Raw genomic sequence first — 26,557 nt, forward strand, 5'->3', positions numbered from 1 at the left:
CTTTTGTGTACACTTCCCATATGGCATCGCAGACGCAGGCGGCGCACCAAGTATTCTCAGTGACAACGGGCGCATGACTTTTATACGGGACGACGCAGACGGCTCATTTAATGCGTCGTAGATGCAAAACGCGGGCAGACGCATCAAATCAAGCGCACAGCCCGCAAATTTCATTTTTAAGCTTACAAGCCGTAGATTAAAATTTACGGCTTCGTAGTACCGCCTCCGCCTCTGAAGCGTCTTTTAAAATCTGCTCTTTAAGCTGCGCTAGATCACTAAATTTACGATTTTCGCGTAGGAACTTTATAAATTTCACGCAAGCAAATTTCGCGCCGCTGTTTTTGTCCGCAGCCTCTAAATTTTTATTTTCGGCGTCCAAGCTCTCGCTCGCCGCAAAATTTTGTGTAGAAATTTCTACTGAATTACGAGCCGAAATTTCATCTGAATTTCGCGCAGAATGTGCGACTTGCCCCCCGCAGCACGGCGCGCGATCTTGGGCGGAATTTAAACCCGCTTCAAAGCCTGCAAAGTCCCCTAAAATGTGCGTTTCAAGCGCAAAAGCCCCGTCGGTGCTGAGCCTGTGCCCCAAGAAGCTCACGCTTGCAAATTCCTTGCTTCCAGCGCGCGCCAGGGTCGCATACACGCCGCTTTTTGGCATAAAATAGCCGCTCGTATCAAGATTTAGCGTCGCTACGAACTCCCGCGCCCCGCGCCCCTGACCGCGCACTACGCGTCCGCAGATCTCGTAATTTCGCCCTAAAAGCTCCGCCGCCTCTTCGCACCGACCACGCGATAAAAGTTCCTTGATCCTGCTTGAATGCACGCCGCCGCCGCTTAAGCAAAACTCCCCTAAGACGCAGGTTTGCCCGCTAAATTCGCGCTGCAAAAACTCCGCGCCCCATGCTCTGTCACGCCCAAATCTAAAGTCCTCGCCTACGACAATTTTTTGTAAATTTATGAAATTCTGCCTTAAAAGTGCGATAAATTCGCCTCCGCTAAGGCTTTTGATAGCGCGTAGATCGCAATAAAAAATCTTTTTGTTCGTAAATGCCTGCCGTGACGCAAAAGGGGTTAGCTTCGTGCCACCACCTGCTAGGATTACGATTATTGCGCCTTGCTCGCCTAGGCGCTCAAATAATTTTTGATGTCCAAGGTGCATGCCGTCGAAGTTACCGATCGCTACGGCGTGCACATTATCGCGGTTTGCGCCTTGTAGCGTTGCGAAAATCTCGCCACGTGTGAACTGCTCGCTTAGGCGCGCGTGTAGCACTTCCGCACAAGCAGGAAGCATGCCCTGGGCTTGCGCGTCTACGCCATCGCCGCAAGTGCCGCCATAAGTCGTTTCATTTCTGCAAGAGGTGTCGGTGTCTGCTTCATCTGCGCGGTGCGCATTGCTGGTTTTATTTTCACTGAACTCTTGCTTTGTACGTTTGATATTTTGAGATGAATTTTCTCCATTGCTTGTGGAATTCTGTTCCGTAAAATTTTTCAAGTTGGAATTCTGCGATACGAAATTTTGCTCTTTAAAATTCCGTAGCGAAGCCTCTGTATGGTCTTTACATGATTTTTGATTAGCCATTACTTTTGCTTCGTCCAGATAATTTTTTTGGTGTCGTAACCGCTATGCTTCGCCTTTTTGAGATATAGGATGCGGATCGGCTCGGGCAGGGTTTTGGTGCGCGAGAGGATGTAAAGCTCGCTCGTATCGGCGCCGAAGATCAGGGCGTAGCGATAGTCGCCGTCCACCTGCGCCACGCGGTAGAGGGAGTCGGAAATTAGGCCTTTTTGATAGAGCAGGCCTACGTTTTTATCGCCCGCAAACTCCAGCACATGCTGCTCGTTTTCGATTTTGCCCGAGCTTGTTTTGGCGGTTTTTAGAAGATTGATCGTGGAGTTTTTATCGATGAAGCACTCGTACGCGGTGTTTTGCAGATCGCCGCCGCCCTTCATACGAGCGATCTCATACCAGCCGCCGCTAAATTTAGCGATGTCGAAGTTTTTTACCAGCGGCGCTTTTGGGCTTAGGCTTTTGGCGCATGAGCCCAAAAATAGCGCGCAAAACGCCAAGATAATTAAGTTTTTAAATTTCATCGTTCATCCTTTTTAGAAGATAGAAAAATTCCCTATTTCCCTCTTTGCCCGCGATTTTGCAGGCGCTGGCATATAGCACGGCAAGCCCCAGCTCGGCGCATAGCTGCTCAAATTTCGCCCGTGCGGCGCGCACCGCTTTTTCGTCCTTGAGCACGCCTTTTTTATTTCGCTTGATCTCCGCGCCGACCTCAAATTGCGGCTTAAATAGCACGATGAGAGCGCTTTTTGCAAGGCGCACGAGGCTTTCTAGGATTAAATTTAGCGAGATGAAGCTCACGTCGCAGGTGATGAGATCAAATTTTTTCTTGCTCGCAAACTCCCTGATGTCGGTGTTTTCGCGCACTATCACGCGAGGGTCGCGCCGCAAAATTTCGCTTAGCTGCGAGCTGCCGACGTCAAGCGCGGTCACGCTCTTCGCGCCGTGCTGAAGTAAAATCTGCACGAACCCGCCGGTGCTACTGCCCACGTCCAAAACATCGACTCCCGCTAAATTTAAAACCTCTTTTTGAGAAGGCTTTGTTTGTAGCGGCTCCGCGCCGCCTTCGCTGCGGCACGCGCCCGCCTTGCCGCCAGATTTGGAGGCTGCCGTATTTGAAATCTCTGCCGTTTCGGCGTCTACGTCCGTTTGCAAATGCCCTGCCGTATCGGCGCCTGTGCTCATCTGTAAAAATTCCACCGTTTGCTTGCCTCCACCGGTTTGTAAAAGCTCCGCCGTATCGGCAGTTTTTGCGGTACGGATCGCCTCGGTAGTGGCTTTTGCGCTCTTTGTCGTCGCGGCAGCCGCGCTTGGAATTTTATCAGCTTCGTTCGCGCCTAAAATTTTATCCGTAGTCGCAAAATCTACACTTGAAATTTGCGTCGCTGTCGCTTTGCTATCCGCGCTTTTTGTGGCACTGCACGGCTCTGAAATTTCTGCCGCCACGCTAGGCGAATTTGCGCCGCAGCTTGCTAAAAGCCCGTTTTCGGCAAGCTCGTCCAAAAAACCCGCAAGCTTGAGCGCGCCTCTGCTTACATAAATTTGATCAATCGCGCTGATTTCGCCGCTCTGCTCGGGCGCGATCTGCGCAGAGGGCCTATTTTGCACGGCGCCTCGCAGCAAAATTTTATCCCGCTTTATCAGTGCGGCGGCCTGATTTCTGCTGATTTTAAGCGTATTTGCGACGAGCAGATCAAATCTCATTTTGCTTTTTCTCCGCGCCGCGATGAAATTTTAAAGCTCACGCAGTTTTTGCGCGGCCTTGAGCTTAAAATTTTATCGCGCAAAGCAAAGTCGCGCGTAGCAGTGCCGCAAGGCTCAAATTTCAGCCAGCTGCACGCCGTAAATTTAACCATACCGCGCATTGTAAATTTTAGCTCGCCGTGCGTTGTAAATTTGATCTCATCGCTAGCGAAAATTTTAAAATTTTTCCTATCGGCGCAGTGTTCGCGCGCCGCAAAATTTTTAAAATTCTCGCGCTTCGTAAAACACGCAAGCGCCGCAGGACGGAGGTTGCTTTTAAAATTTAACCCCGCACCGTTTATGTACGGCTCCAACATCAAGCAAAAAACCTTCACTTGCCGCTCCCCGCAAGCGTTTGGGGCTCGTTCTTGCCGGGTGAATTCGTGTCGGTCGTCGCCAGGCTCGCGAGCGCTTCAAACTCGCTCTCGTCGATCACCCGCACGCCAAGCGAGTGAGCTTTTTGCAGCTTGGAGCCGGCGTCCTCTCCCGCAAGCACGAAGTCGGTCTTGGCAGATACCGAGCCCTGCACCTTCGCGCCCATCGCCAAAAGTCTGGCCTTAAACTCGTCACGCGGACGGCTGAGCGTGCCCGTGATGACGACGCTGCGGCCCGTGAAGGCACTTTTGACGGTCTGCGTCTCGGGCGGGCGCGGCGTGATGATTTCGCTTAAATTTAGAATTTTTTCGCGATTTATCTTGCAAAACTCCACTAGGCTCCTTGCCATCGCCTCTCCAAAGCCCTCTAGCCGCAGAATTTCATCCTCGCTCGCATTCAGCCAATCCTGCCCGAATGCCGCGGCTATCTTGCGCGCGGCCACCTCGCCGATGTGCTCGATCCCTAAAGAAGCGATGAAGCGCTCAAGCGGCGCGTTTTTGCTCGCATTTATCGCGCTTAAAAGGTTTGAAATTTTTTTATCCGCAAAGCCCTCAAGATCCGCCAAATCCTGCGCGCCGAGGGCGTAAATGTCGCCGATCTTTGAAATTTTGCCGCTTTCAAAAAGCTGCGTGATCGTCGCGTCGCTTAGCCCTTCGATATTCATGCATTTTTTGGAGCAGAAATAGATCAGCGAGCCTATCACACGCGCCTTGCAATCGAGATTTTGACACTTTATGAGCGCGCCTTCGTCAAGCAATTTCTCGCCGCAAACCGGGCAGCGATTCGGGCGCGAAATTTCACTCTGCGTGCCGTCTCTGCGCTGTTTGTAAACGCTCGTGATCTTCGGGATCACGTCACCGCTGCGGATGATGCCCACGAAATCGTTTTTCATTAGCCCCAGCCGCGCGATCTCGTCGAAATTATGAAGCGTCGCGTTTGAAACATTCGCGCCGTCGATGTTTACGCTATCTACGACGGCTACGGGGGTTACCGCGCCGGTGCGGCCGACCTGCAGATTGATCTCGCGTAGCCGCGTTACCTTTTCGACTGCGGGGAATTTGTACGCGACCATAAAGCGCGGAAATTTCACCGTATAGCCCATCTGCGCACACTTTGAAAGCTCGTTTACGCGGATTACCATGCCGTCAAGCATCAGATCTTTGCTCGCGCGCATGCTATGCAGCGCCTCGTACGCAGCCCTGATCTCGCTCGCGCTCTTGCAGATGCGGCAAAACTCGTCGCGCAAAAAGCCGAGACTGCGCACGAACTCCATTATCTGCGAGTGCAGTGCAAAGCTTAAGGAATGCTCACCGACCCCCCACGGGATAAATTTTAACTTCCGCTTCGCTACGATCGCGCTATCCAGCTGCCTCAGGCTGCCTGCGGCGGCGTTGCGCGGGTTTGAAAACAAGCTCTCGCCGTTTGCGGCGCGCTCGTCGTTTAGCGCGTCAAAATCGCTCTTTGCGATCAGCGTCTCGCCGCGGATCTCGATCCTTCCCTCGTATGGGATCTGAAGCGGCACCGATTTGATCGCTCTTGCGTTTTGCGTTACGTCCTCGCCTATAAGCCCGTCGCCGCGCGTCGCCGCGCTTATCAGCACGCCGCCTTCGTAGGTCAAATTTAAGCTCGCTCCGTCAAATTTCGGCTCGACGTAAAACTGCGCGCCGCTCTTCTCGCCGCGAGCTAGCCACGCCAAAAGACCCGCGTCGTCGAAAATATCCTCCATCGACCACATCTGCGCGCCGTGAGCGAGCTTGGAAAAGCCCTCGCTGATCGCGCCTCCGATGCGCCTTGTGGGCGAGTAGGGCAGCGCGAGTGCGGGATTTTGCTCCTCAAATTTCTCCGCTTGCGAATAAAGCTCGTCATACTCCTCGTCGCTTGCGATCGGCCGATCGTCGGTGTAATATGCCCGCGCCCACGCATTTAGTGTATCTACTGCAGATCTGTATTCATCGTAATTCATCTTGCGCTCGCATCTTTAAATTTTAAAATTCCGCGCTCCGCTAAAATTTTACGTCGCGTTAGAATTTTACGCTCCGCGGCAGGCCCCTGCATCCCAAACACTGCGCCGCACAGCCTATTATCGTTAAATTTTGTGGGTTCGCTCGCTTTAAATTTCGTGTTTAAAAAGGCGCGATCAAATTCCATTGCCGAACTCCTTTAGTGCGCGCTCGTAATCAGCCGGCGTGTCGATGCCGATGCTTTCGGTTTCGATCCCAAGCATCGCGATCTTTTCGCCCGCGCTTATGGCGCGAAGCTGCTCTAGTTTTTCGGTATCTTCCAGCGCTGAGGCGGGCAGGGCGCAAAACCGCTTTAAATTTCGCACGCTGTATGCGTAGATACCGATGTGTCCGAGGTAGCACTCGCATGCCGCACGCGGATAAGGGATGGGCGAGCGCGAAAAATAGATCGCAAAGCCAGCGTTGTCGAGCACGAGCTTGACTAAATTCGGATCCGCCGCCGCCTCCTGGCTTATGTATTTGTAGCAGCTCGCCATAAATGCGCCCTTTTGCGCGATCATGGCGTTGGCGAAATCTTTAAATTTAATCAAATTTTCGCTCTCAAAAAAGGGCTCGTCGGCTTGGATATTGATGATGATCTCGTTCTCCGCAAGAGCCGCGTTTGCGACCGCTTCATTGATCCGATCGGTGCCGCTTTGATGCTCGCGCGCGGTGAGAACGGCGTCAAAGCCGTAATCCTGCGCGATCTTTAAAATTTGCGGCTCATCCACGGCGATTAGCACGCGGTCTGCTTTGGCGGCATTTTGAGCCGTTTTGATAAACATCGGCACGCCGCCAAACTCACATAAAATTTTATTTTTAAAGCGCGTCGAAGCAAGGCGCGCAGGGATTACTATCATTTTTTGATCCACTCCATTATGGCGTTTTTGATCTCGCTTTGCTCCACGACGCTAGAGTGTACCTGCGGCGCGCTAAAAAGGCGTGAGATCTGCGGCGGAATGTCGCTGCGAAATTCCTTCGAAAGCGCGATCATATCGGCTCGCTCGTCTTTGCAAGCCCTGCCTTTGATCGCGCCGATCATCGACGGCGTAAATTTGATCCACTTCGCCGTCGAGATGACGAGATTTAGGCGGCTTTCGTCAAGTAGCTTAAAGCAGGTCGCCGTGTGCGGGTCGATCAGCACGCCGCGGCTGCTCTCTTGCTTGATAAATTTAGCGCACTGCGCATCGTCGCAAAAATCCGCCTCAAAAATCTCGCGCAGCTTCGCAAGCTCGCTCGCGCTAAGTTTATAAAATTTATCTCGCGCCAGGCTTTGCATCAGCTCGCTCGTGCGCGTATCGCCGAATAGATCGCTAAGTAGCCGCTCGACGTTGGAGCTAACTAAAATATCCATCGCAGGGCTGATCGTGCGGATGAGCTCGCGCCCGCGCAGATCGTAGATGCCGCTCGTAAAAAGCTCGGTTAGGATATTGTTCGCGTTTGAAGCGATCTTGATTTTGCCGATCTTTGCGCCCATTTTTTTGGCGAAATACGCTCCCAGCGCGTTGCCGAAATTTCCGCTAGGCACTATGACGTCGAAGCTGCAAAATTTGGCATTCGGTTTTGCGCTCTGCGCGCTGTTTGCGCTCGCTGCGGCGTCAAAATTTTTGCCGCACGCCGCGCACTGATCGCTTTGCTTTAAATTTTGCTCATAGCTCAATACGCCGTGCTTTGAGAAATAGATACTAGCATAGAGGTAGTAGATGATCTGAAATAAAATCCTGCCGAAATTTACGGAGTTTGCGGCGCTTAGATTTAAATTCGCCCGCGCGAGCTCATTTTTAAAATCCTCGTCAGCCAGCAGCGATTTTAGCGCGCGTTGCGTATCGTCGAAGTTGCCGCGCACGCCTAAAATTTTAAGATTTGCCGCGCTTTGTTTGATCATCTGCTGGCGCTGTATCTCGCTCGTGCCGCCCTGCGGGTAGAGGCAGACCGCTTTGATGTTTTCGTCGTCCGCAAAAGCCTCCAGCGTAGCAGGCCCCGTGTCGCCGCTCGTAGCGCACATTATTAAAAATTTTTCATTCCTGGATTTTGCGATGCTTTTTAAAAGCGCGCCGAAAGGTTGCAGCGCCATATCCTTAAACGCGAGCGTCGGACCGTGGTAAAGCTCCAAAATATAGGCGTTTTTGCTTAATTTTTTGATCTGGACGGGGCAGGCGGGGTTTTCAAATTTATCGTAGCGCTTTAGCGCGTCTTCAAAGACCTCGCTGCTTACGTCAAAATCGAAGCTCTCGATGATTTTAAGCGCGATCTGTTTGTAGCTCAGATCCTCGCACTGCTTAAAAAAATCCTCGCTCAAAAGCGGCAGCCGCTCGGGGCTGAAAAGCCCGCCGCCGCTTGCGCTCGGATTTAGCAGCGCGTAGCTAAGATCCGCTTTTTGCGAAAAATCTCTCGTTGAAACCAGTTTCATCTTTTTCCTTTTTAAAATTTTAAAATTTACGCCCGCCTAGGCGCTTTAAATTTGATCGCTTAGACCGCTTGCACGGACTTGCGGCATTGCCGCTTTAAGCCTGTCGCCTCCGCGCTCGCGTCTAAATTTCTTCCTTTATCAAACTTCCTATGCCGCCGTCCGTGAAAAGCTCAAGCAGGATCGAGTGCGGAATTTTGCCGTTGATGATATGCGCGGCACTTGCGCCGTTTCGCACGCATTGCAGGCACGCATCGACCTTTGGGATCATGCCGCCTGCGATCGTGCCGTCCTTTTTAAGCTTCGAAATTAGCGCGGCATCAAGCTTGCTGATTAAATTTCCCTCTTTATCGAGCACTCCGTCAATGTCGCTTAAAAATATCGCCTTGCTCGCTTTTAGCGCGGCTGCGATCCTGCTGGCGCAGAGATCGGCGTTGATATTAAAGCTCACGTTTTCGTCCGTCTCGCCGCCCGCAAGCGGGGCGATCACCGGCAGATAGTCCTTTTGCAGCAGGTCGTTTATCAGCTTGGTGTTTACCTCGGTGATCTCGCCTACGAAGCCGTATTTTTTCTCATCGAGAAATTTTGCCCTTAAAAGCCCGCCGTCCTTGCCGCTGATGCCGATCGCAGGCGCGCCGTTTTGGTTCAAAAGCGCCGTGATCTCTTTATTTACCGCGCCGCTTAGCACCATCTCGGTAATTTCGATCGCGTCTTTATTCGTTATGCGAAGCCCGTCCCTGAACTCGCTCTGCACGCCGATCTTATCCAGGGTCTGATTGATCTTTTTGCCGCCGCCGTGCACGACGATGATCTTGATGCCGACCATATGCAAAAGCACGATGTCGCGGGCAAAATCAAGCTTGAGCGTATCATCGGTTTGCGCCGCGCCGCCGTATTTGACGACGAAAATTTTATCTCTAAATTTACGGATATAGGGCAGCGCAGAGATGATGACTTCGGCGGTTTTGCTCTTTTTTATCATAAAATTCCTTTAAAAACCTTATTTTATCATAGCTTGGTTTATGTAGTTTTGAATTTTGCGGATAAAGTTTTCGCTTAGCTTTAAATTTAGCAAAATCACCGAAATTTCCGCGCCCAAATCCCTTAATTTCACGTAATCTTTTGCCGTGCAAAGGATATGCTCCGCATCCTCGCGCCTTAGCAGCTCTAAAATCTGCTCTTTTTTGAAATCATAATGATCGAGGAAAAACGCGTGCGCTTTTGCGAGCGGCAAAAACTCTTGCAAGCGCCAAGGTTTGGCGATAGCGCTGATTAAGATCGTGCGGGATTTTTCAAAACCAGCCTCTTTGGAGTTTGAAATTTTATCCTCGGTAGGGTTTAAATTTGAAATTTTATCTGCGGCGGTTTTTAAATTTAAATCCGAAATTTTATCCGCGGTGGAATTTGAAATTTCATCTGCGTCGGAATTTGAAATTTCATCCGTGCCGTTTAGCCCCTCTTGCAGATCCGCCGCCGAAACGATTTTAAGCTCCTGCGAGATGTCGCTCGAAGAGGGTATGAAATCCGCAAATTTATAAAAAAACGGCGGGTAGCGATACGCGGCGAGGGGCAGGCAAAAGGGCAGCTTCGGCGCGCTTTGTGGGCGCAGCAAGATATCAAATTTAGAGATATTAAATTTAGAAAATCCGTCGTCCAAGATCACGAGCTCAAAGCCGAGAGTTTGTGCGCGCAAAATCCCTGCGGCGCGATCTTCGCTAACGATTACGTTTGCGCCGCGCAAAAACAGCGCGTATTCCATCGCCTCATCTCCGCTTTGCTCTACGTCGCAAAGTATCCGTCCGCTGAGCGCCACTTCGAGCAAGCCTCTGCTTTTGCGCCCGTATCCGCGAAGGATGATACATGTTTTGAGCTCCTCGCTAAATTCTTTAAAAAGCGCCCGCACTAGCGGGGTTTTGCCGCTTCCGCCGAGGGTTAAATTTCCGACGCTGATTATTGGAATTTTAAATTTTTGCGGCTTAGCAAAGAGCCTTTTTAGGCAGACGATCAGTGTATAAAGCAGCGATAACGGCGCCAAAATCACTCCGAGCGCAAGCCACGCGGGGCTCGGGTCGTATAGGTTTCGCTCGATTAGGAGTTTAAACACGATTTTGCGCTATCTCTTTGATCTGCTCGCAGATGTAGCTTACATCGTCGTCGCTAAGCGCCGTGTAGATCGGCAAGGATAAAATTTGCTGATAGTTTTTAAGCGCATTCGGGAAATCATTGACCTTGTAATTATATTTGCTTTTGTAATAGCTTAGCAGATGCACCGGCACATAGTGCAGCGAAACGCTCACTCCGCGCGAGATCAGCGCCTTGGCGAAATCGTCGCGGTTTTTGTCGATCTTTACGATGAATTGAGTATAGATATGCTCCTCGCTGTCGCTTGGAAGCGTTACGTGCGGGCAGTTTGCAAGCTGCTCGCGGTAGGCTGCGGCGATCTGCTTGCGGCGCTTTATAAAAGCGTCGGTTTTCTCAAACTGGGCGATGGCGTAAGCGGAATTTATGGCGTTAAGATCGTATTTTTGACCGATGCGATCGACGTCGTAGGTAAAAGACATATTGCCGTCTTTGTAAAAGGCGTCCCCTACGATGCCGCCGTTTCTTAAAATTTGCGCGGCGCTTGCGATCTCATCGTCGTTCGTAACGAAAAAGCCCGCCGTAGAGATTGCGTCTTGCGCTTGAGGATTGATCTGAAAGCACGATATGAGCGAGCTTTTAAGCGCTCCGATTTTTGCGCCCTTATAGGTAGCGCCCATAGCGCGGCACGCATCGTCTATAAGGATGATATTTTCGCTTTTGGCGACCTCGCTGATGGCGTCTATATCCGCAGCAAGCCCCGCGATGTGCGAGATGAAAGCGCATTTTAGCTTCTTGTGGCGGTTCTGATCTATCGTGCGAGCAAGGCTTTCGCTCGTGATGTTAAAGCTTATCGGATCGATATCTACGAAAACTGGCTCTGCGTCGAAGTGGCGGATCACTTCGGCGACGTTAGGGAAGGAATTTACGGAGCATAAAATTTTATCTCCGCGCTTAATATCCATCGCACAAAGCGCCAGATGCAGTGCCGTCGTGCCGCTAGTAGTCGATACGGCATGCTTTACGCCGAAGTATTTACAAATATCCTCTTCAAAAATTTCGCTATATCTTATATCGCTGTTGTAGAGGGCGCTTTTAATTAAGTCTTCCTCTTTTTTATCGATTTGAGCCTTATAAAACGGTATCTCTTTCATAAATCTCTCCTTAGTGTGCGGGCTCTATGCGAGCGACCGCGGGCGCGCGAAGCTTAAAATTATTTTTAAGAATTCTACGGACGATAAATTTTACCAGCTCTTGATTGTGGTGCGAGTTTTGCAGATATTTTAGATCGTTTACGGTTATTTGCTCGCCTGAGCGAAATTTCGTCCGCAGCGCTTCGTGCGAAAAAATATCTCTTAGCACGCTATCTAAGATCTCGTAGCTGTATCCAAGCTCACGTTCGTCGCTTTGATTTTCCCATAGATCGGCGCTGGGAGCTTTTTTTATGATCGCATCGTCTATGCATAAAATTTTTGCAAATTTAAACAGATCGCTTTTAAAAATTTCGCCGATCGGATTAAACGCGCAGGCCAGATCGCCGTAGATCGTGCCGTAGCCGAGCATTCGCTCGCTAAGATTGCTCGTGCCTACGACTACGCCGCGTTTAGCCGCGCTGTAATCATAAAGCAAGCTCATTCTTATGCGCGCGGCGAAATTTCCGATGCGAAGAGCGCTTGCGCCGGGATTTAAAGCGGTAAAATTTTCTACAAATGGCGCGATCTCTTGGATTTCGTAGGGGATATTAAAGGATTCGCAGTGAAAGATGCCGTCTGCCATATTTTCTAAATTTGAACCCGCACTAGGTAGGATAAGCCCGTAAGTGGGGATCTCGGTAAGTGCACAAAGCGCAGAAACCACGGCGCTGTCAAGCCCACCGCTGATGCCTACTACAAAGGCGTCCGCGCCCGTTTCATCGAGTCTCTCCGATAAAAAATCAGTCAGTTGCGGCAGCAAATCGTCCAAAAACATAATATTTAGCCTTAAAATTTTACGTTAAATTGTGCGAATTTTAACTATTTTTGGCTAAATTACGGCTTTAATTTAAGCTTAAAAGGAGGATTTAAATGCAAATTTTAAAAAAAGCTTTCGGCGAATATGTGACGAATTGCTACATTCTAAAGGGTGAGCAGGGCGATCTGGTGATCGATCCGGGGCAGGGCAGCTTTGATTGGGTGATGCAAAATACGGGAAAAATCGCCGCGGTTTTGAATACGCACGGGCATTTCGATCATGTTTACGACGACGCCAAGCTGCAAAGGGCGGGCGCTAAAATTTATATCCACGAAAGCGACGCCTTTATGCTGCGGGCGGATCCTTTTGAGACGATGCCAGAATCCATAGAGGCGGACGTGCTCGTAAAAGGGCAGGAGCAAAGCTTTGAAATAGCGGGCTTTAACGTTAAATTTAGCCTCTTTGCCGGACACACGCCGGGCAGCTGTATGATCGAAGTGGACGGCGTGATCTTTAGCGGCGACGTCATATTTAAAGGCTCTATCGGCAGGTGGGATTTTCCCTTTTCAAGCGGCGAGCAGATGAGAGAGTCTCTGCATAAAATTTTGCAGATAGAGGGCGATTTTACGCTCTATCCGGGACACGGAGCAAATACTAGCCTAGCGGCCGAGAGGCAAAATTTAAAATATTTTTTGCAATTTTTTGAGCGCTGATCGTTTAAATTTAACTGCGTTTCGCCGCACAATAAGCGGTGAAGCGGTGTGAAGCGGTGTGAAGCGGTGTGAAGCTGCTCGGCGCCGGAAAATTTATACCGCTTTGCTTGCAGGCACCGGAATTGATGCTGCTTTACTTGCATTGCAGGCATTAAAATTTGCAACTTTATTTGTCGCCGCGAGCGTTGAATTCTGCGCTACGTTCGCACGATGCGCGCATTGGCGTGCTCTGCGTAGATAAAATTTTAAAATCTACCGCCGCTTGATTAAATTTAGAAAAATTCCGTGCCGTGTGCGCATGCAAGACGCAAAGCGTAACGCAAAAGGCGAAATTTAAAATTTGCGCCGCTGCGCTGATCCTGGCCGCTACAATGCGATCTAATCCAATTCGAGCCCGCTAAATTTAGCTAAATTTCACATCCCACCGAATGCAAAATTTTCCCTGCAAGCCGATTAAATTCGGTAAATTTTACGCGTTTTTAAAGATGCAGATCACATCCGAAGTTCATTTCATATCGGTGCACGGGTGCACGACAAATGTTTCAAAGGCGCGAATCACGCCCTAAGCCGCACATAGATACGCCGCGGGGCAGGATAGCCCTCGATCGTGCGCGAGCCGTCGAGCGGGTCTAGGAAATTCTCCAGGCTCTGCCCGTCGATCCACTCCGTTTTGCGCTGCTCGCTAGCATTCGTGGGCTTTTGAGCCAAAATTTCAAAATCTTTAAATTTCGCCCTCTCACACCAATTCTGCAGCGCGCCGACGGTCGGGACGAAGTAGATATTTGAAATTTTTGAGTAGCTGTTTTTCGGGCACAGCGCGAAATCGCCCACTCCTTCGATATACATCGTGTCCAAAAACACCTCGCCGCCCGCATTTAGCGAGGCTCGCAGATCTTTTAGCATCTTTACGGGATCGCTGCGATGGTAGATGACGCCGAGACAGAAGATCGTGTCGAATTTATGCTCGTAAAAGGGCAGATGCTCCACGCCCAAAAGCTCGAATTTCGCGCCGCTACGGAGGAATTTCTCGATGAAACGAAACTGCAAATAAAATAGCGCGCTCGGGTCAAACCCCACGAGCCGCGCAGGAGCAAGCTCGCTTGCGCGAAACATATAGTAGCCGTTGTTGCAGCCCACGTCGGCGACGGTTTTGCCGCGCAGATCTAAAAACGGCCGCAGCAGGTTAAATTTCACGAAGCTTCGCCACTCGGCGTCGATAAAAAGATCATTCAGCGCGAAAGGCCCCTTGCGCCACGGCTTTAGCGCTCGCGCGATACGCAAAATTTCATTCTCTTGCTCCGCGCTAGCGCTAAAGCTTGCACGCACGACGTCGTCGCACTCGCATTCGCACTCGCCTATTTTTAGCGCCTCGATCGCGCTTAAAATTTCGCGGTTTTGCCCACTTTGCAGCTTTTTAAAGTTTTCGTCTCTGATTTTTTGCAGATCCATTTTTAATCCTAAAATTTCAAATTTAGCACCATTTTAACATAAAATTTTATCCATTTTAAGGCGCAAAGAGATAAAATCGACTTGCAATTCAAGCAAAGGAGCAAAAATGCAAGAAGCAAAAACGAGAAAATTTAGTCTCAGATTTAATCACGAAATTTCAAGTAGTGGCGCAGAGGTGCGGCTTTGGCTGCCGTTAGTGCTGCAAGAGCCTTATCAAAGGTTGCTGGGTGAATATCATGCCCGCTCAAATGCACAAGAGTCGGCTATCTGCGGAGATCATATAAGCACGTACTACGCGCGCTTCGCACCCGATAAAGAGGCAAGAGCAGGCGTCGGCAAATACGGCGAGCAAGGTGTCGTAGGCGAAGAGGATGATTATTTTGAGCTTAGCTTCGATATCGAAATTTCGGAGCGAAACACTGATTTTAGCAAGGTAAGCTTTAATGAAAATGAGCGCTTGAGCCCCGAGATCGAGGAGTTTTTAAAGCCTTCAAAGCTAATTCCGGTAGAAGGCGCCGCAAAACAAAAATCAGACGAGATCACCGGCTCGCTTAAAGGTGATCTAGAAAAGGCGCGCGCGATCTACGAGTGGGTCGCTAAAAATATGAGCCGCGATAATAGCGTGATCGCATGCGGCAGCGGCGATGCAGCAGCGATTTTAAGCAGCGGCAAGCTAAGCGGCAAATGCGCCGATATTAATAGCGTGTTCGTAGCGCTCTGCAGGGCAGCGGGCATTCCTGCTCGCGCTATTTACGGCATCCGCACGGGCGCAGCGCAGAAATTTTCTCCTGAAATGGGTGTCATGGGCGCCTTAAGCGGCGGTGCGCTTGAAATTTCGGGCGCGCAGCACTGCAGAGCGGAATTTTATCTAAAAGGCTATGGCTGGATCCCTGTCGATCCTGCGGACGTTACGAAGGTGCGACTCGGCGAAGGCTTAAGCGAGGATGATTCTAAGCTGGCGCAGGTGCGCGAGTATCTTTTCGGTAACTGGGAGCCGTGCTGGCTGGGCTTTAACTACGCTCGCGAAATCGTGCTAAATCCGCGTCCGGCGCACGTTCCGATCGAAATTTTTTCGCATCCATATTGCGAAGTGGGCGGCACGCCGAAAGATCCGTACTCTCCTAAAAATTTTATCTACGAGTATTTTTCGCGCGAAATTTAGCCTTCTGACGGCTTGCATTTTGCTGCCTCGATTTGCTTAAGCTAAGCTATCGCGCTTCGTCGAAGCTCAACCGTTTCATCGAAGCGCACGCTTGGCTTTGCGACAGCGGCGCTTTTGCGTGGTTTTGCCTACGCCGCCATATACTGCCTACGCGCCTAGTTTGCGGGCTATTGTCATGCCCGCTTTGGCGAAATTTTGCGCCGTGTCTTTGGGCGAAATTTTAAAATTTTAAAATTCCGCGGCGAGCAAAATTTTAAAATTTTAAAGCGAGCAAAATTTTGAAATTTCAAATATGGATAGAATTTTAAAATTTACGGCTTGCGGAATTTTAAATTTAGCGATTTTAAAGCCGCAAAAGGTTAAAATCCACGCGTAATTAGGGCTAAGGCTTAGCCATTTTATTTTGAAGGCATTTCATGCAAAGACGCGATTTTTTAAGAAACACTGCGATTTTAGGCGCCGTTATGGCTGCTCCAAGTACCATTTTGGGCAGGGAAAAAGTCATTGGCAAAAAGAGAGCTTTCGGGCTATCGCTAAATCACGAAATTTTGGAGAAGGGTAAGCAGACGCGGCTTTGGATACCGCTTCCTCTCATCACGGAGTATCAAAAGGTAAGCGACATAAAATTTGACGGCAATTTCAACGATCCGTCCGTAGACTATGGCGAAATTCCGACGCTCTATGCCGGCTACGTCGGGGTGGCAAAGCCTACGCTAAATATTAAATTTAGCGTCGAGACCTTTGAGCGAAACACCGACTTTAGCAAGGTAAAATTTAATCCGAACGAAAAGCTTGACCCCGAGGTAGCGAAGTTTTTAGAGCCTAGTGCGCAGATTCAAATCGACGGCGTCGTTAAGCAAAAATCAGACGAGATCGCAGGCGGCATAAAGGGCGATTTGGAAAAGGCGCGCGCGATTTATACGTGGGTGGCAAACACTATGCAGCGCGATAACAGCGTGCTAGGCTGCGGGTTAGGGGACGTGAAGCAAATTTTAAGTAGCGGCAAGCTAAGCGGCAAATGCACCGACATAAATAGTGTTTTCGTCGCACTTTGCCGCGCGCAGGGCATAGCCGCAAGAGAGATGTTTGGTATCCGCGTAGGCGCGTCGAGATTTAGCGCTCAAATGGGCGCCGCGCCTAAAGACGGCGTCAGCCATATCTCGGGTGCGCAGCACTGCAGGACGGAATTTTATCTCAAAGGCCACGGCTGGATCCCCGTCGATCCTGCGGACGTTACAAAAGTGCGATTGGGCGAGAAGCTAAGCAATGACGACAGCAAGCTCGTTAAAATCCGCGAGTATTTATTTGGTAACTGGGAGATGTGCTGGATCGGCTTTAACTACGGCAGAGACTTCACGCTAAGCCCGCGCCCAGCGCAGTTTCCGATCAATAATTTTGGCTATCCTTACGGCGAAGTGGACGGCAACACGCTTAATTACTACTCGCCGAAAGATTTCAGCTACGATTACAGATCGAAGGAGCTGTAGCGGCGCGCGTTTTGCTATGCGGCACGTCGAACTACTTGAGCTTTTTGAGTAGGTATACAAGAAAGGCTTCCCGCTAGACGACTTTGGGCGGATGTGTAAAAGCGCGCCTAATCTACGTGCTGCCGCGTCTGCATTGGAAAAAAATTCCGCGCTTTATTTGGCGTGGAATTTTAAAATTTCAAGATGAACGGAATCTTAAAATTTTGATGCGCAAGATTCTAAAATTTTGATAGCGCTTCGAGCGATTTTGTGCGCTCTAAGCGATCTAAATTATGAGCTAAATTTTACGACTAGTGGCATTAAATTTAGCCGCGTAAAGCGTAGCGCTGAAGCCGAATCAAAAGAAAATAGAGCCGCCGCAAAAATTAAAATTCCGCAAAAATATATTCGTTAAAAATCAAGCTCGCGCTCTTAAATTTCAAGGTATAATTACGAGGGAAATTTATAAAAATTTAGCCAAAGGAGAGACCATGAAAAAATTTCGCTCACTACTGCTCTGTGCGGCTGCGGCTGCGACTTTGAGCGCCCAAGGCGAGAGTAGTGAGGACAAGGTGGAAAAAATCACTTCGATCGACATCTATGTTTCGCCGTTTTATTCGGCTAAGGATGGTAAGCCCGAATACGTGCACGTTTACGAGCCGATTGACGACCTGCTGATGAAAAACGACGTGCCGAGCCTAAAAAAAGCGATCAAAATCATCGAGGACGCCCCGGAGATGGTCGCTCCGACCACGCTGATGACCGTCGCGGCGCGCGCTTATGATCTGGGGCTTAAGGACGACGCGGTGTTTTGGTTCTACGCGGGCAAAAATCGATTCCTAACCTTCGCTCGCGTCATCGACATCAAGGACGAGATGTTTCGTGAGACCGAGTCCGCGAATGCGGCGTTTTTACAGCTCGTCGGCAACGTGGTAAATCCATACGCATTCTGCGATCTCGCTAAACAGCGCGATGCGGCGGCACGCGCTAGGGACTGGGTCAAGGCGCACTCGTATAAAGCGATATTTGATGAGAAATTTCCATCGCACTTCGCAGATCGCGCCACCGCGCTCAAGGCAGCCGAGGACAAAATGGACGCCGCGCTACTTAGGCAGGACGAGTTTTTCGCAGACCCCGCTAAAAAGGCGGACTTTCTAGCCAAGCGCAAAGCAAATAACGCAGATGAGCGCTTCTGCGATTAGTGCCGCTTAACCAGCGGCACTTTTGAAAAATCGGCATTATTTGAAATTTTTAGCTACCAAAAATTTAGTGTTGCATTTTTATCTCCTCAAACGGATCTGCGCGTGAATTTAAAATTTTATGACGTAGAATTTTATCGCTAACGGCACGCAGTGAAGCTTTGATATAAATCAGCTCTAGATCTGTTTAAAATTTAGCAGAAGCTCGCACGCAATTCTATTTCGCATAAATTCTATCGACAACTAACACAAAATCAGATCAAATATTACTAAAATTCCAGCCGTTTGGCGACGTAAAATTCCACGACTACCGCCTAAAAATCGAAGTTTTTTAAATTTAGCCGCACGCCGAAATTTTATCCGTTTTTATATACGAACATTATATAATTATCAAAATTTTTTCCAAGGAGAGAGGATGAAAAAGCTCGCTACTACGATACTTGCGCTACTCTGTGCGGCGGCGTTTGCCAAGGAGTATGAGTATATGGTGCAAAGCATGAGCTACGGCTCACTTGGGGAGCGCAAGGAGAGCACGCACCTAAGCTACGACGCGGCGGCGCGCAAGCTGGAGCAGATAAGAGATACGAACTCCTCGGACGGCCTAGGCTCTAGCTACAAAGAGATCAGCTACTTTGACGAAAAGGGGAATATGGTTAAATTTGAAGTATTTAACCTCGATCTTAAAAGCGGCAAGTGGAAAAAAATAGAAGACTACACGGAAAGCATAAAGGGTAATGTCACGACGCGCGAGAGCAATTCGATAGCAGATGACGGCACGCGCAATGCGAGCAAAACCGTCTCCAGCTACGACGGCAACGCGACGCAGGACGTGCGATATAAGTTTGTAAAGGGCAAATGGCAGAAAGATAGCATGAACAGATCCGTAAAAAACGCGTGGGATAAGGAGGAGCTTACGATAAGCTTCAAATGGGACGGCAAGAGCTGGCAGCCCAAAGATAAGACCGAAATTTTCTACGACGCCGTAGGAGAGATGAGCGGATACGTGAGCTACGAGTTTGTAAACGGCGCGTGGCAAAACAGCGAGCGAGAGATGCTTAACGGCGATCGAAACGGCAGCTACGAGCAGATCCGCAGCACCTTTAAGGACGGCGCGTGGCAAAACGCGACGATGAGTAAGCACGAGCTTGATGCCGCGAAGGGCGAGGGGATCGTTACAAGCTTCATCTGGAACGACGAGAAGGGCGCGTGGGATAATATGAGCAAACAGACCGTTATCAAGAAGGGAGCGGATCTTAATATGACCTCGTATCTGTGGGACGAGCGGCTTAAAGATTGGGTCCAAAGCTACTCAAACGGCGAAATTTACAATAAATCGGGCGAGCGACTACTAGAGCAAAGCTACGAATCAAATTCCAGCAGCAACAAATACGTCTATAGCTACGACGAGCACGGCAGCAATACAGCGATGGATATCTACAAGCTTGATGCGAGCGGCAAATGGGTGCAAACCGGGCGCTCAGAGGCTACTTACGATACCCAAATCCCGGCTGATAGCGTGGGGCACGGAGCCGCGCTGATGATGTTTGAGATGCCTAGCGCCTACGCGATAACGAGCTTTAAGGAATTTAAGCTTAAAGACGGCAAATCCGAGCTCATAACGGAAAAGACGTGGAAATATAAAAAGATAAAGTAGCGTTTGAAGATGCGTCGGTAAAATTTCGCGGCTAAATTTTATCTGCGCGGCGCTTGCGCGAACGTCGCGGTTAAATTTAGCAGGCACGACGCTATTTATGCGGACGCGGCGTTGTGCGAGCTTTGCGTTTAAATTTAGCGGACGTAGCAATATTCGTGCGAGTGCCGCGGTTAAAATTTAGCGGCATAGCGGTATTTATGCGAGAGTCGCGATTAAATTTAGCTAGCGCGGAAATATTTGTGCGCCACGTAAATTTTAACATTTAAATCCTACGCTGCGGCAGGTCCGAATGCAGCGGTGGCAAAAGGAGAGGATAAAAATGGTTTTACCCAAAGCGGCTATTTCGGCTTTAATTTCGGCGAGTATCTGTTTCGGCGCCGTAGAGGCGCAAGATCACGGCGCGGCGAGCGAGCAAAAACAAACGATGCAAGGCGGCGGGAGAGATGACCAGACACCCGCAGGCAAGCAAAGTAGCGAAACAAACGCAACAAAGCGCGCAGATGAGCAAGGCGACGAGGCGCAAAATTTTAAAATCAAAAGGCGCTATTTTCGTAGCTGTTCGTGCCTGCACAAACAAAAATCAAAGGGGTCCGCCCGCCTCTACGATGAAATTTCGCAAGAGCAGGCCGAAAGATCGGCGGCCTATTTCATCGGCTATTTCAGAGAGGGCAAGCTAAGTCGCTATGAGAAAATTTACGAAGGCGAAAGAATTTTTTCGAGCGAGGATATAAAGCGGTAGACGCGATTTAAAATTCAGATAAAAGGAGCGGTCATGAGAGGTATTTTTAAAATTTCGCCCAAGGGCGCGGTAGATTTTGCGGCGCTAAATTTAAAGGCGCGGGCGATTATTTCAGCGGGCGCTTTTGGGGCGCAGACTGCGGTTTCGGCAGACAAGCTTCGAGTTCGAGCGGCAGTTTTGGCAGGCTCTATTTTAGCGGCGACATTAACGCTTGCGATGCCTGCGGGCGCGACCGAGGCGGCGGCGAAACATGCGGCGGCGAATAAAATTTGCTTGCAAAAGACGAGTTATAAAACAGAGGGCGGCGCCGTGCCGCGCTACGAATATGAAGTGAGCCAAAACTACGACGCCAAAACCCGCCGCCTAGAAAAAATCTACAAAAAGAGCAGCGAAGAGGAAACCTCCGTATCGAAAAGCTTTAGCAAATTTGACGAAAGCGGCGAGCGCGAGATCGAAAATATCGAATACGACTGGGACGCGAATACAAACAAATTTCGCGAAACGGCTATGAGCAAGCAGGAGATCGCAAAGGACGGCTCGAAAATTTATTTCAGCCTGCAAAAGGACAGCAAGCCATACGAGGGTGAAAAAGCCGTCGAAAAGCGCGAGGGTAAAACGGAAATTTTGCAAAATTTCACGCTAAAAAAGGGCAGATGGACGCCGACGCACCTTACAAAAAGGATTGTCGATGAAAACGACAGAAACAATTTCGTAGCGACCTATGAATGGAGCGCCAAAGCGAAAAAATGGATGCCGTACGAAAAATCGATATATCACTACAACGGCGATGTTTACGCGGGCTCAGAAGGCTACGCGTGGCGCGGCAAATGGGTGCCGCTTACAAAACATACCGTCTTTACGGCGGCGGACGGGACGCGTAGCGAGATAAATTTTGTGTGGCGCGACGGCGCCTGGGGGCGCGATGAAAAGATCTTGCACAAGATCGAGCCTAAGTATAGGCGCTTTAGCGAGCTAAGATCGCGCTGGGACGCCGCAAAAAACGAGTGGAGAGAGTACTACAAAAACGTGCACGAGGAGACCGAGGAGAGCAGGCCTCTACGCGAGCGAACCGAGCTTTGGCGCGAGGAGTCGCAGCGCTGGGAGGTCGTGTTTGAAAACGAGTTTAGCTACGACGCGTGCGGCAATGTGATAAAAAATCGCACGGCCTCCGACGGCAAGCAGTACGAGTATATCTACGACTACGACGAAGCGGGCAACAACATCTCGATCATCCTGCGCGAGCCTGATGAAAGCGGCAAATGGCACGAAACGCAAAAGACGCAAAACGTCTTTGAGCCTGAAATTTTAGCGCACGACGTCCTGGATCGCGGCTTCATCGGCGACTACATAGCCACGGGCAAAAACGCGATCAAAAGCAGCAAGCAGTATTTTCTAAAGGACGGCGAGTTTAAGCTAAACGAAACTCGCGAGTGGGTTTACGGAAAGTGCGAGCCGCAATAAAATTCGAAAAGCCTCATGAACGAGCCTTATATCGTTGAAATTTCAGATAGCGACGCGATGATGTTCGGCTGCGAAGCGGACGAGCGGGTGCGCGAATTTGTCGCTAAATTTGACGGCTGGGAGTACGAAAGCGAGTTTGAGCGGACCAGCTATCTGCTCGGCACGGACGTTTTTATCGAGGTCGCGAGTGAGAGCTTAAATGAAGGCGCTTTACGCGCTCAAATTCCAGACGAAAAGGCTTTGGACGCTGACGGCGGCGCGACGTTTTTAAGCCTGCGAGAGTGGGATGGCAAGGGGCATTCGCGCGAGCAGTGAAATTTTACGCGCCATCAGCGAGGATGAGGACGGCGGCGTGGCGTATCTGCTCCTTAGCCCGCGACATATCGCCGCAGAGGAGCTGCGAGGCGCCTTTGCGGACAAGCCGCCGCAGGAATTTGCGCGCATTATCGAAAGCCTCGAAGCCAAATACGATTGCAAAGATCGAATGCTCTGCTACGTCGTTTGTTATTTTACGCCAAAAGGCAAAGAGGGGATGCGGACGGACTTCGGCGTCTGAATTTAAAACGCGGCGGATAAATTTAAAATTTGACCGCGCAGCGCGCTCGCGCCAAATGGCGAAGGTTTTATCTTGCGCGTAAGACCTGCGCCGTATGGGCGCAAGTGAAATTTATAAATTTCTAGCGACGAAATTTAAACCGCCGCGACGAGCGAAATGGGGGCAGAATGATAAAATCCATAAAATTTGGGGGCGAAAGCATCGAGGAGCTGGAGGTTTGGTACTATGCCCCAAAGCACGAATATAGCGCGGCGGAGTTCGCACAGCAGTGCGGCAAGCTCGTGCGCGCAGACTTTAGACCACCTCCCTTTACGAGATAAAATTTGAAAAATTCAAGTCCTGCGAGCCCGATGATTTTATGAAAGAGCGGATAACGGCTGCTTTGAGCGCGGCGGCTCTATCAGGCGAGCCTCAAAATTTTGCAATGGGCGGCGAGAACGACTGGGATTGGCAGGAGTGCTCGTTTGAGGCGAGCGGACAGCGATTTTTACGCATCTGGGCGACGTCGGCTTGATAAATTTAGCCGCAATACGGGCTTTACGCGCCCGAGGTTTCGGGCGGATTTGCCGCAAAGCGCTTGCAAAAGGCGCTGAGCGACGTTAAAATGCCGCGTTACCGCCTATATCGCGCGATTTATGTGTTTTTAGATGCGGTAGCGCAATCAAGCCCGCGGAGTGAGCTAGCGCGCCTATTTTGCGCAAATTTACGCACCGAGGCGCAGGCGGCGCCCTGCTTTGAGCCAAAATTTATTTGAAGGGAAAATATGAAAAACCTATTTCTAGCCGCGCTTGCGGCATTAGCGCTTAGCGGCTGCGCGGGCTTAAAATGCGGCGCAAAAGACGGGCGAGACGTCGCCGAGATCGACGTGCCCGAAGATGGCTGGACGAGATACCTAGGCACCGACGGCGAGATCAAGGAGGTCGCATTTTTCACGGCGTTTTTCTCGGGGCAGTTCCGCCCGCACCCAAAAGATGGCGAAAAGATCGGCTTCGTGCTTACCAAAAAGAGCGGCGAACGCATACCGATAAGGCTCGGCAATATGTATAAGGCGGCAGACGGCGCATTTGCGCTCGCGGATCTCGACGCGCAGAGCGACGTATGGGGCGGAACCGAAGAGCTGCGCAGAGCAAAACGGGTAAAATTTTATAAATTTCATGAGGGCAGCGTCAAAGTAACGGATTATGAGGCGCGAGACGGGCTTTGCGAGGCGTTTTACGCAGGGGGAAAGATAAGCGTCAAAAGCGTGCTAAGCCGCCGCACGAGTAAGGCTAGCGGGGCTAGCGGCGAAATTTCCACCGCGCAGACGCAGGGCGAAATTTCGCGCGACGCTGTCAAGGCTTTAAACTCGCGGGAAAAACCCTCGCCGCAAGGCTATAGTAAAAATTTAGCAAACAAAAAGGGCACCGCGCAAAAAACCGATAGCGAGGCGTTAAAACCAGAGACGGAGGCGCTAAAAAATATCATCTGTATTGTAGACAAAAACGAAGTCGATTGAAATTTCAGACTAATGAGTAAAAATTTCGCTAAAATTTTGAATAAAAATATCTTTTCAAGGAGCAAAAAATGAGAAAAAGCGTATTTTTCTTTTTGGTGCCGCTGTTTTTGTTCGGCGGCGAGGCGCAAAAGCAGCTAAACGTCTTTCAGCTAACGCCGTCAAAGATGCCGCCGCAGCAATTTAAAGTCGAAGCGATCTTTTCGAAAGAGATCAAAGCCGACTGCAACGACGCATATCTGATCGGCGGCAAAATAGAGCAAAAAGAGGGCGCGGATGGGCTTTATTACGAGTTTAGCGGCGGCGATGAGCTTGCTCAGACGCTGATGCTGTGCAAAACCGAGAAGCAAAAAAAACGGGTCTATTACGAGCTCACGCATCCATTCGCCTACGGCGGCGGCGAAATTAGAATTTTAGCGCCCAAAGACGTCAAGGTCGAGCTTAGAATTTACGAGCTCGTAGAGAGCAAAGAGCCTAAAATCCGCAAGATGAAATAATTTCGCAAGAAGCAGGGCGGACCGAGCTTATGCGTGGCGGAATTTCCGCCGCGCAATAGATTTTTCATCGCGCAATAGGTTTGTGCGCAGGCGAGATAAATTCTACGGCGCAAGACAAATTTTCTACGGCGAAGAATGGAATTTCGGCATCGATGGGTCGTTTGGTTAAAATTTCAGTATAATTTCGCAAAAACAAGGAGAGAGCATGTCAGAGAGAATTTTTGAAAGCCTAAAAGAGCTTTTGACGCAGCAGGGCGCGCACTTCCGCGTCGTAGCTCACGAAAGCGCGGGCACCTCCGCCGAGGTCGCCAAAGCCCGAGGCACGCAGCTAGGGCAAGGCGCAAAGGCGCTGGTTTGCACGATCAAAGGCTTTAAAGACGGGCAAATTTCTTTCGCGCAAAATTTAAATTTAGCAAGCGCCGGTGACGCACAAAATCTCGACGCTTCCGCCCTTGCGAGCGCTCAAGGCTGCGAAAACGGCGCCTGCGCGGGAAATTTAACTTTAACCGCCGATCAAATTTGCGCAAACGTGCCGCAGCTGCTGAAGCTTCCTAGCGACAAACCCGCGGGCAGAAACGGCAGAATCTACGTCCTAGCGGTCTTCGCAGCCGATCACAAAACCGATCTAAAGCGCCTGGCGCAGGGGCTCGGCGGCACAAAAGCATCGCTCGTAAGCCCCGATGAAGTGGGCGATCTCACGGACTGCGTCATCGGCTCGGTGCCGCCTTTTAGCTTCCACGACAAGCTGCTGCTAATCGCCGATCCGTCGCTATTCGGACGCTTTGAAGAGATCGCTTTCAACGCGGGCTTGCTCGATCACTCGATCATCCTAAACGCGCAGGATTACGCGCGCATCGCGGCTCCGCGCATCGTTAGCTTCACTGAAAAGGCTACGGAAGACGAATAGCCGCGCATCGTCCGTTTCACACAAGAACAAGAGGACTCGGATTAAATTAACCCAAAAGCAATGGTAGAAAAAGACAGTGCGAGAGTGGTTGTAAAAAGGGCGCTTTGATTTTTGATCTTTTTTCTTCATATTAAGGCTTTAAAATTTGCAGTATGATCAGGAGCAAAGAGATTGCGATCGAAACAAGGGGGAATGCTATGAAGAAGGTGTGGATATTTTTGCTGTGTCTACTTGCGCTATGCGGCATGGAAAATGCCGCGGCTAAGGGAGACGATGCGCCGCGGCCAGAGATTTATCAGAGTATGAAAGATATTTACGACAATCTGCCGATCGCGCAACTACCGATGCGCTATCCGGGAGGAATTTCGCCCTTAGCGGCTATCGATAAAAATTTACTTGATAAAAATAAGCTGTTTTCGTTCGCAAAGGAGAACTTTTTAATCGACAATCTAAGCACGTATTGGGAGAGGATCAAAGACATAAGGGCTTGTCGTTTGCCAGAAAAGAGCGTCAAAACAATTCTGCTGAGGCTTTATCTGAGTGATTTTCAAGATAGCAGGCACGGGCACGAATATGTTTTTATGTGCCTTTTAAACGACGCATTTCGTATAAGTGATTGTCGCGAAATTTACGCCGATTACGTGCACTGCGGTAAAAGCAAGCCGCCGATGCGCGCCAAGCAGGAGTTCGTCATCGACGCCGATTTACGCTGCACAGTAACAACGCACTACTATACTTTAGATGCCGGCAAAGAGCTGCACAGAAATGTCTGCGTGCTCGAAATAAAAAACGGCGCAATCGTTACCGAGGATTAAAATCCGAGGCGATTTTGCGAGATGATTTTAGCTGCAAATTTCATAAGCAGAGCCGTAAACTGAGATGCGAATTCGCTCTATCTATGAGCCCCGGCTATTTCAAATCGCGATAAAATAACGCTTAAACCGAGCCTCGAATTCATCATATTGATGAGGCGCTGTTTCGAGCCGCGCCAAAACAGCTCGTAAATCTTTGGTGCACCGCAGCGTCCCACTAAGATGCATCGCCTTACGGAGCATTTTAACGACGTGAGCGCTTTATTTGTTTTGGCTTCCTGCGACAAGCTGAATATCAAATCTGAAATTCTTGGCAAGCCCCAAAAGCA

Annotated in this window: 28 protein-coding genes; 15 read left to right on the forward strand and 13 right to left on the reverse strand. The window is 50.0% G+C overall.

Annotated features, from left to right (window positions below):
- Nucleotides 1–196: 196 nt before the first annotated feature.
- The 12 genes from Q0144_RS02790 to nadE form a co-directional block, all read right to left on the reverse strand.
- On the reverse strand, nt 197–1,579 hold the full coding sequence (locus tag Q0144_RS02790) for a riboflavin kinase (protein WP_298061494.1): 1,383 nt from the start codon (nt 1,577–1,579) through the stop codon (nt 197–199).
- On the reverse strand, nt 1,579–2,091 hold the full coding sequence (locus Q0144_RS02795) for a lipocalin family protein (protein ID WP_298051758.1): 513 nt from the start codon (nt 2,089–2,091) through the stop codon (nt 1,579–1,581). Before Q0144_RS02795 ends, Q0144_RS02790 begins: the two co-directional genes overlap by 1 nt.
- Nucleotides 2,081–3,271: an SAM-dependent methyltransferase gene (locus tag Q0144_RS02800; RefSeq protein WP_298061497.1), complete on the reverse strand. Its 1,191-nt coding sequence runs from the start codon at nt 3,269–3,271 to the stop codon at nt 2,081–2,083. Before Q0144_RS02800 ends, Q0144_RS02795 begins: the two co-directional genes overlap by 11 nt.
- A complete protein-coding gene (locus Q0144_RS02805) occupies nt 3,268–3,645 on the reverse strand; it encodes a hypothetical protein (protein WP_298061499.1) in 378 nt (125 codons plus the stop codon). Before Q0144_RS02805 ends, Q0144_RS02800 begins: the two co-directional genes overlap by 4 nt.
- A complete protein-coding gene (gene ligA / locus Q0144_RS02810; RefSeq protein WP_298061501.1) occupies nt 3,642–5,648 on the reverse strand; it encodes an NAD-dependent DNA ligase LigA in 2,007 nt (668 codons plus the stop codon). Before ligA ends, Q0144_RS02805 begins: the two co-directional genes overlap by 4 nt.
- On the reverse strand, nt 5,645–5,833 hold the full coding sequence (locus Q0144_RS02815; protein ID WP_298061504.1) for a hypothetical protein: 189 nt from the start codon (nt 5,831–5,833) through the stop codon (nt 5,645–5,647). Before Q0144_RS02815 ends, ligA begins: the two co-directional genes overlap by 4 nt.
- Entirely contained in the window at nt 5,823–6,545 is a 723-nt protein-coding gene (kdsB, locus tag Q0144_RS02820) for a 3-deoxy-manno-octulosonate cytidylyltransferase (RefSeq protein ID WP_298061507.1), read from the reverse strand. The genes Q0144_RS02815 and kdsB overlap by 11 nt, the downstream gene beginning before the upstream one ends.
- Nucleotides 6,542–8,095 (reverse strand): threonine synthase, encoded by a 1,554-nt coding sequence (gene thrC / locus Q0144_RS02825; protein ID WP_298061509.1) that lies wholly within the window; start codon nt 8,093–8,095, stop codon nt 6,542–6,544. Before thrC ends, kdsB begins: the two co-directional genes overlap by 4 nt.
- A 121-nt stretch (nt 8,096–8,216) precedes the next feature.
- Nucleotides 8,217–9,074, reverse strand: coding sequence for an acetylglutamate kinase (gene argB, locus Q0144_RS02830; protein WP_298061512.1), 858 nt, complete (start codon nt 9,072–9,074; stop codon nt 8,217–8,219).
- An 18-nt stretch (nt 9,075–9,092) separates the two neighbouring features.
- The gene (locus Q0144_RS02835; RefSeq protein WP_298061515.1) at nt 9,093–10,196 is read right to left on the reverse strand and encodes a tetraacyldisaccharide 4'-kinase; all 1,104 of its coding nucleotides are present in this window, start codon (nt 10,194–10,196) and stop codon (nt 9,093–9,095) included.
- Nucleotides 10,189–11,325, reverse strand: coding sequence for a DegT/DnrJ/EryC1/StrS aminotransferase family protein (locus Q0144_RS02840; RefSeq protein WP_177387787.1), 1,137 nt, complete (start codon nt 11,323–11,325; stop codon nt 10,189–10,191). Before Q0144_RS02840 ends, Q0144_RS02835 begins: the two co-directional genes overlap by 8 nt.
- Before the next feature lie 10 nt (nt 11,326–11,335).
- Entirely contained in the window at nt 11,336–12,139 is an 804-nt protein-coding gene (gene nadE, locus Q0144_RS02845) for an NAD(+) synthase (RefSeq protein WP_298061519.1), read from the reverse strand.
- Between the two features lie 95 nt (nt 12,140–12,234).
- Between nadE and Q0144_RS02850 the strand changes: the two genes are divergently transcribed.
- Nucleotides 12,235–12,834 (forward strand): MBL fold metallo-hydrolase, encoded by a 600-nt coding sequence (locus tag Q0144_RS02850; RefSeq protein WP_298061521.1) that lies wholly within the window; start codon nt 12,235–12,237, stop codon nt 12,832–12,834.
- A 555-nt stretch (nt 12,835–13,389) separates the two neighbouring features.
- Here the strand turns inward: Q0144_RS02850 and cmoB are convergent.
- Nucleotides 13,390–14,283: a tRNA 5-methoxyuridine(34)/uridine 5-oxyacetic acid(34) synthase CmoB gene (gene cmoB / locus Q0144_RS02855; RefSeq protein ID WP_298061523.1), complete on the reverse strand. Its 894-nt coding sequence runs from the start codon at nt 14,281–14,283 to the stop codon at nt 13,390–13,392.
- A gap of 106 nt (nt 14,284–14,389) precedes the next feature.
- Here cmoB and Q0144_RS02860 point away from each other — a divergent pair, with 106 nt between their 5' ends.
- From Q0144_RS02860 to Q0144_RS02925, 14 genes are all read left to right on the forward strand, one after another.
- Nucleotides 14,390–15,445: a transglutaminase-like domain-containing protein gene (locus tag Q0144_RS02860; RefSeq protein ID WP_298061525.1), complete on the forward strand. Its 1,056-nt coding sequence runs from the start codon at nt 14,390–14,392 to the stop codon at nt 15,443–15,445.
- Nucleotides 15,446–15,861: 416 nt separating this feature from the next.
- Nucleotides 15,862–16,932, forward strand: a complete 1,071-nt coding sequence (locus tag Q0144_RS02865) for a transglutaminase domain-containing protein (protein WP_298061526.1) — start codon at nt 15,862–15,864, stop codon at nt 16,930–16,932.
- Nucleotides 16,933–17,402: 470 nt separating this feature from the next.
- Complete coding sequence (locus tag Q0144_RS02870) at nt 17,403–18,113, forward strand: cytochrome-c oxidase (RefSeq protein ID WP_298061528.1); 711 nt, start codon at nt 17,403–17,405, stop codon at nt 18,111–18,113.
- Between the two features lie 412 nt (nt 18,114–18,525).
- Nucleotides 18,526–19,764: a hypothetical protein gene (locus Q0144_RS02875; protein ID WP_298061531.1), complete on the forward strand. Its 1,239-nt coding sequence runs from the start codon at nt 18,526–18,528 to the stop codon at nt 19,762–19,764.
- A 319-nt stretch (nt 19,765–20,083) separates the two neighbouring features.
- The gene (locus Q0144_RS02880) at nt 20,084–20,503 is read left to right on the forward strand and encodes a hypothetical protein (protein WP_298061533.1); all 420 of its coding nucleotides are present in this window, start codon (nt 20,084–20,086) and stop codon (nt 20,501–20,503) included.
- Between the two features lie 33 nt (nt 20,504–20,536).
- Nucleotides 20,537–21,964 carry a hypothetical protein gene (locus tag Q0144_RS02885; RefSeq protein WP_298061535.1) on the forward strand — a complete coding sequence of 476 codons (1,428 nt, stop codon included), beginning with the start codon at nt 20,537–20,539 and terminating at the stop codon, nt 21,962–21,964.
- Nucleotides 21,965–21,979: 15 nt separating this feature from the next.
- Nucleotides 21,980–22,279: a hypothetical protein gene (locus tag Q0144_RS02890; RefSeq protein ID WP_298061537.1), complete on the forward strand. Its 300-nt coding sequence runs from the start codon at nt 21,980–21,982 to the stop codon at nt 22,277–22,279.
- Nucleotides 22,251–22,520 carry a hypothetical protein gene (locus tag Q0144_RS02895; RefSeq protein WP_298061539.1) on the forward strand — a complete coding sequence of 90 codons (270 nt, stop codon included), beginning with the start codon at nt 22,251–22,253 and terminating at the stop codon, nt 22,518–22,520. Before Q0144_RS02890 ends, Q0144_RS02895 begins: the two co-directional genes overlap by 29 nt.
- 167 nt (nt 22,521–22,687) lie before the next feature.
- A complete protein-coding gene (locus Q0144_RS02900) occupies nt 22,688–22,840 on the forward strand; it encodes a hypothetical protein (RefSeq protein WP_298061541.1) in 153 nt (50 codons plus the stop codon).
- A 38-nt stretch (nt 22,841–22,878) separates the two neighbouring features.
- On the forward strand, nt 22,879–23,034 hold the full coding sequence (locus tag Q0144_RS02905; RefSeq protein ID WP_298061544.1) for a hypothetical protein: 156 nt from the start codon (nt 22,879–22,881) through the stop codon (nt 23,032–23,034).
- A 249-nt stretch (nt 23,035–23,283) separates the two neighbouring features.
- Nucleotides 23,284–24,015 (forward strand): hypothetical protein, encoded by a 732-nt coding sequence (locus Q0144_RS02910; RefSeq protein WP_298061547.1) that lies wholly within the window; start codon nt 23,284–23,286, stop codon nt 24,013–24,015.
- A 68-nt stretch (nt 24,016–24,083) separates the two neighbouring features.
- Nucleotides 24,084–24,509 (forward strand): ecotin family protein, encoded by a 426-nt coding sequence (locus Q0144_RS02915; RefSeq protein WP_297997845.1) that lies wholly within the window; start codon nt 24,084–24,086, stop codon nt 24,507–24,509.
- A 205-nt stretch (nt 24,510–24,714) separates the two neighbouring features.
- On the forward strand, nt 24,715–25,416 hold the full coding sequence (locus Q0144_RS02920; RefSeq protein ID WP_298061551.1) for a YbaK/EbsC family protein: 702 nt from the start codon (nt 24,715–24,717) through the stop codon (nt 25,414–25,416).
- A gap of 152 nt (nt 25,417–25,568) precedes the next feature.
- Nucleotides 25,569–26,231 (forward strand): hypothetical protein, encoded by a 663-nt coding sequence (locus Q0144_RS02925; protein ID WP_298061553.1) that lies wholly within the window; start codon nt 25,569–25,571, stop codon nt 26,229–26,231.
- Nucleotides 26,232–26,557: the final 326 nt, after the last annotated feature.

It is taken from the genome of uncultured Campylobacter sp., assembly GCF_938045345.1.
Classification (GTDB): Bacteria; Campylobacterota; Campylobacteria; order Campylobacterales; family Campylobacteraceae; genus Campylobacter_B.

What these genes read in the sequence shown, in the direction of transcription:
- Q0144_RS02910 (WP_298061547.1), top strand. Translation starts at nt 23,284, where the DNA reads ATGAAAAACCTATTTCTAGCCGCGCTTGCGGCATTAGCGCTTAGCGGC.
- ligA (WP_298061501.1), bottom strand. Translation starts at nt 5,648, where the DNA reads ATGAATTACGATGAATACAGATCTGCAGTAGATACACTAAATGCGTGG.
- Q0144_RS02860 (WP_298061525.1), top strand. Translation starts at nt 14,390, where the DNA reads ATGCAAGAAGCAAAAACGAGAAAATTTAGTCTCAGATTTAATCACGAA.
- Q0144_RS02815 (WP_298061504.1), bottom strand. Translation starts at nt 5,833, where the DNA reads ATGGAATTTGATCGCGCCTTTTTAAACACGAAATTTAAAGCGAGCGAA.
- Q0144_RS02790 (WP_298061494.1), bottom strand. Translation starts at nt 1,579, where the DNA reads ATGGCTAATCAAAAATCATGTAAAGACCATACAGAGGCTTCGCTACGG.
- Q0144_RS02875 (WP_298061531.1), top strand. Translation starts at nt 18,526, where the DNA reads ATGAAAAAGCTCGCTACTACGATACTTGCGCTACTCTGTGCGGCGGCG.
- Q0144_RS02880 (WP_298061533.1), top strand. Translation starts at nt 20,084, where the DNA reads ATGGTTTTACCCAAAGCGGCTATTTCGGCTTTAATTTCGGCGAGTATC.
- nadE (WP_298061519.1), bottom strand. Translation starts at nt 12,139, where the DNA reads ATGTTTTTGGACGATTTGCTGCCGCAACTGACTGATTTTTTATCGGAG.
- Q0144_RS02800 (WP_298061497.1), bottom strand. Translation starts at nt 3,271, where the DNA reads ATGAGATTTGATCTGCTCGTCGCAAATACGCTTAAAATCAGCAGAAAT.
- Q0144_RS02870 (WP_298061528.1), top strand. Translation starts at nt 17,403, where the DNA reads ATGAAAAAATTTCGCTCACTACTGCTCTGTGCGGCTGCGGCTGCGACT.
- kdsB (WP_298061507.1), bottom strand. Translation starts at nt 6,545, where the DNA reads ATGATAGTAATCCCTGCGCGCCTTGCTTCGACGCGCTTTAAAAATAAA.
- Q0144_RS02895 (WP_298061539.1), top strand. Translation starts at nt 22,251, where the DNA reads ATGGCAAGGGGCATTCGCGCGAGCAGTGAAATTTTACGCGCCATCAGC.
- Q0144_RS02905 (WP_298061544.1), top strand. Translation starts at nt 22,879, where the DNA reads ATGAAAGAGCGGATAACGGCTGCTTTGAGCGCGGCGGCTCTATCAGGC.
- Q0144_RS02840 (WP_177387787.1), bottom strand. Translation starts at nt 11,325, where the DNA reads ATGAAAGAGATACCGTTTTATAAGGCTCAAATCGATAAAAAAGAGGAA.
- Q0144_RS02920 (WP_298061551.1), top strand. Translation starts at nt 24,715, where the DNA reads ATGTCAGAGAGAATTTTTGAAAGCCTAAAAGAGCTTTTGACGCAGCAG.
- Q0144_RS02890 (WP_298061537.1), top strand. Translation starts at nt 21,980, where the DNA reads ATGAACGAGCCTTATATCGTTGAAATTTCAGATAGCGACGCGATGATG.
- Q0144_RS02795 (WP_298051758.1), bottom strand. Translation starts at nt 2,091, where the DNA reads ATGAAATTTAAAAACTTAATTATCTTGGCGTTTTGCGCGCTATTTTTG.
- Q0144_RS02915 (WP_297997845.1), top strand. Translation starts at nt 24,084, where the DNA reads ATGAGAAAAAGCGTATTTTTCTTTTTGGTGCCGCTGTTTTTGTTCGGC.
- Q0144_RS02925 (WP_298061553.1), top strand. Translation starts at nt 25,569, where the DNA reads ATGATCAGGAGCAAAGAGATTGCGATCGAAACAAGGGGGAATGCTATG.
- Q0144_RS02885 (WP_298061535.1), top strand. Translation starts at nt 20,537, where the DNA reads ATGAGAGGTATTTTTAAAATTTCGCCCAAGGGCGCGGTAGATTTTGCG.
- argB (WP_298061512.1), bottom strand. Translation starts at nt 9,074, where the DNA reads ATGATAAAAAAGAGCAAAACCGCCGAAGTCATCATCTCTGCGCTGCCC.
- thrC (WP_298061509.1), bottom strand. Translation starts at nt 8,095, where the DNA reads ATGAAACTGGTTTCAACGAGAGATTTTTCGCAAAAAGCGGATCTTAGC.
- Q0144_RS02850 (WP_298061521.1), top strand. Translation starts at nt 12,235, where the DNA reads ATGCAAATTTTAAAAAAAGCTTTCGGCGAATATGTGACGAATTGCTAC.
- Q0144_RS02865 (WP_298061526.1), top strand. Translation starts at nt 15,862, where the DNA reads ATGCAAAGACGCGATTTTTTAAGAAACACTGCGATTTTAGGCGCCGTT.
- cmoB (WP_298061523.1), bottom strand. Translation starts at nt 14,283, where the DNA reads ATGGATCTGCAAAAAATCAGAGACGAAAACTTTAAAAAGCTGCAAAGT.
- Q0144_RS02900 (WP_298061541.1), top strand. Translation starts at nt 22,688, where the DNA reads ATGATAAAATCCATAAAATTTGGGGGCGAAAGCATCGAGGAGCTGGAG.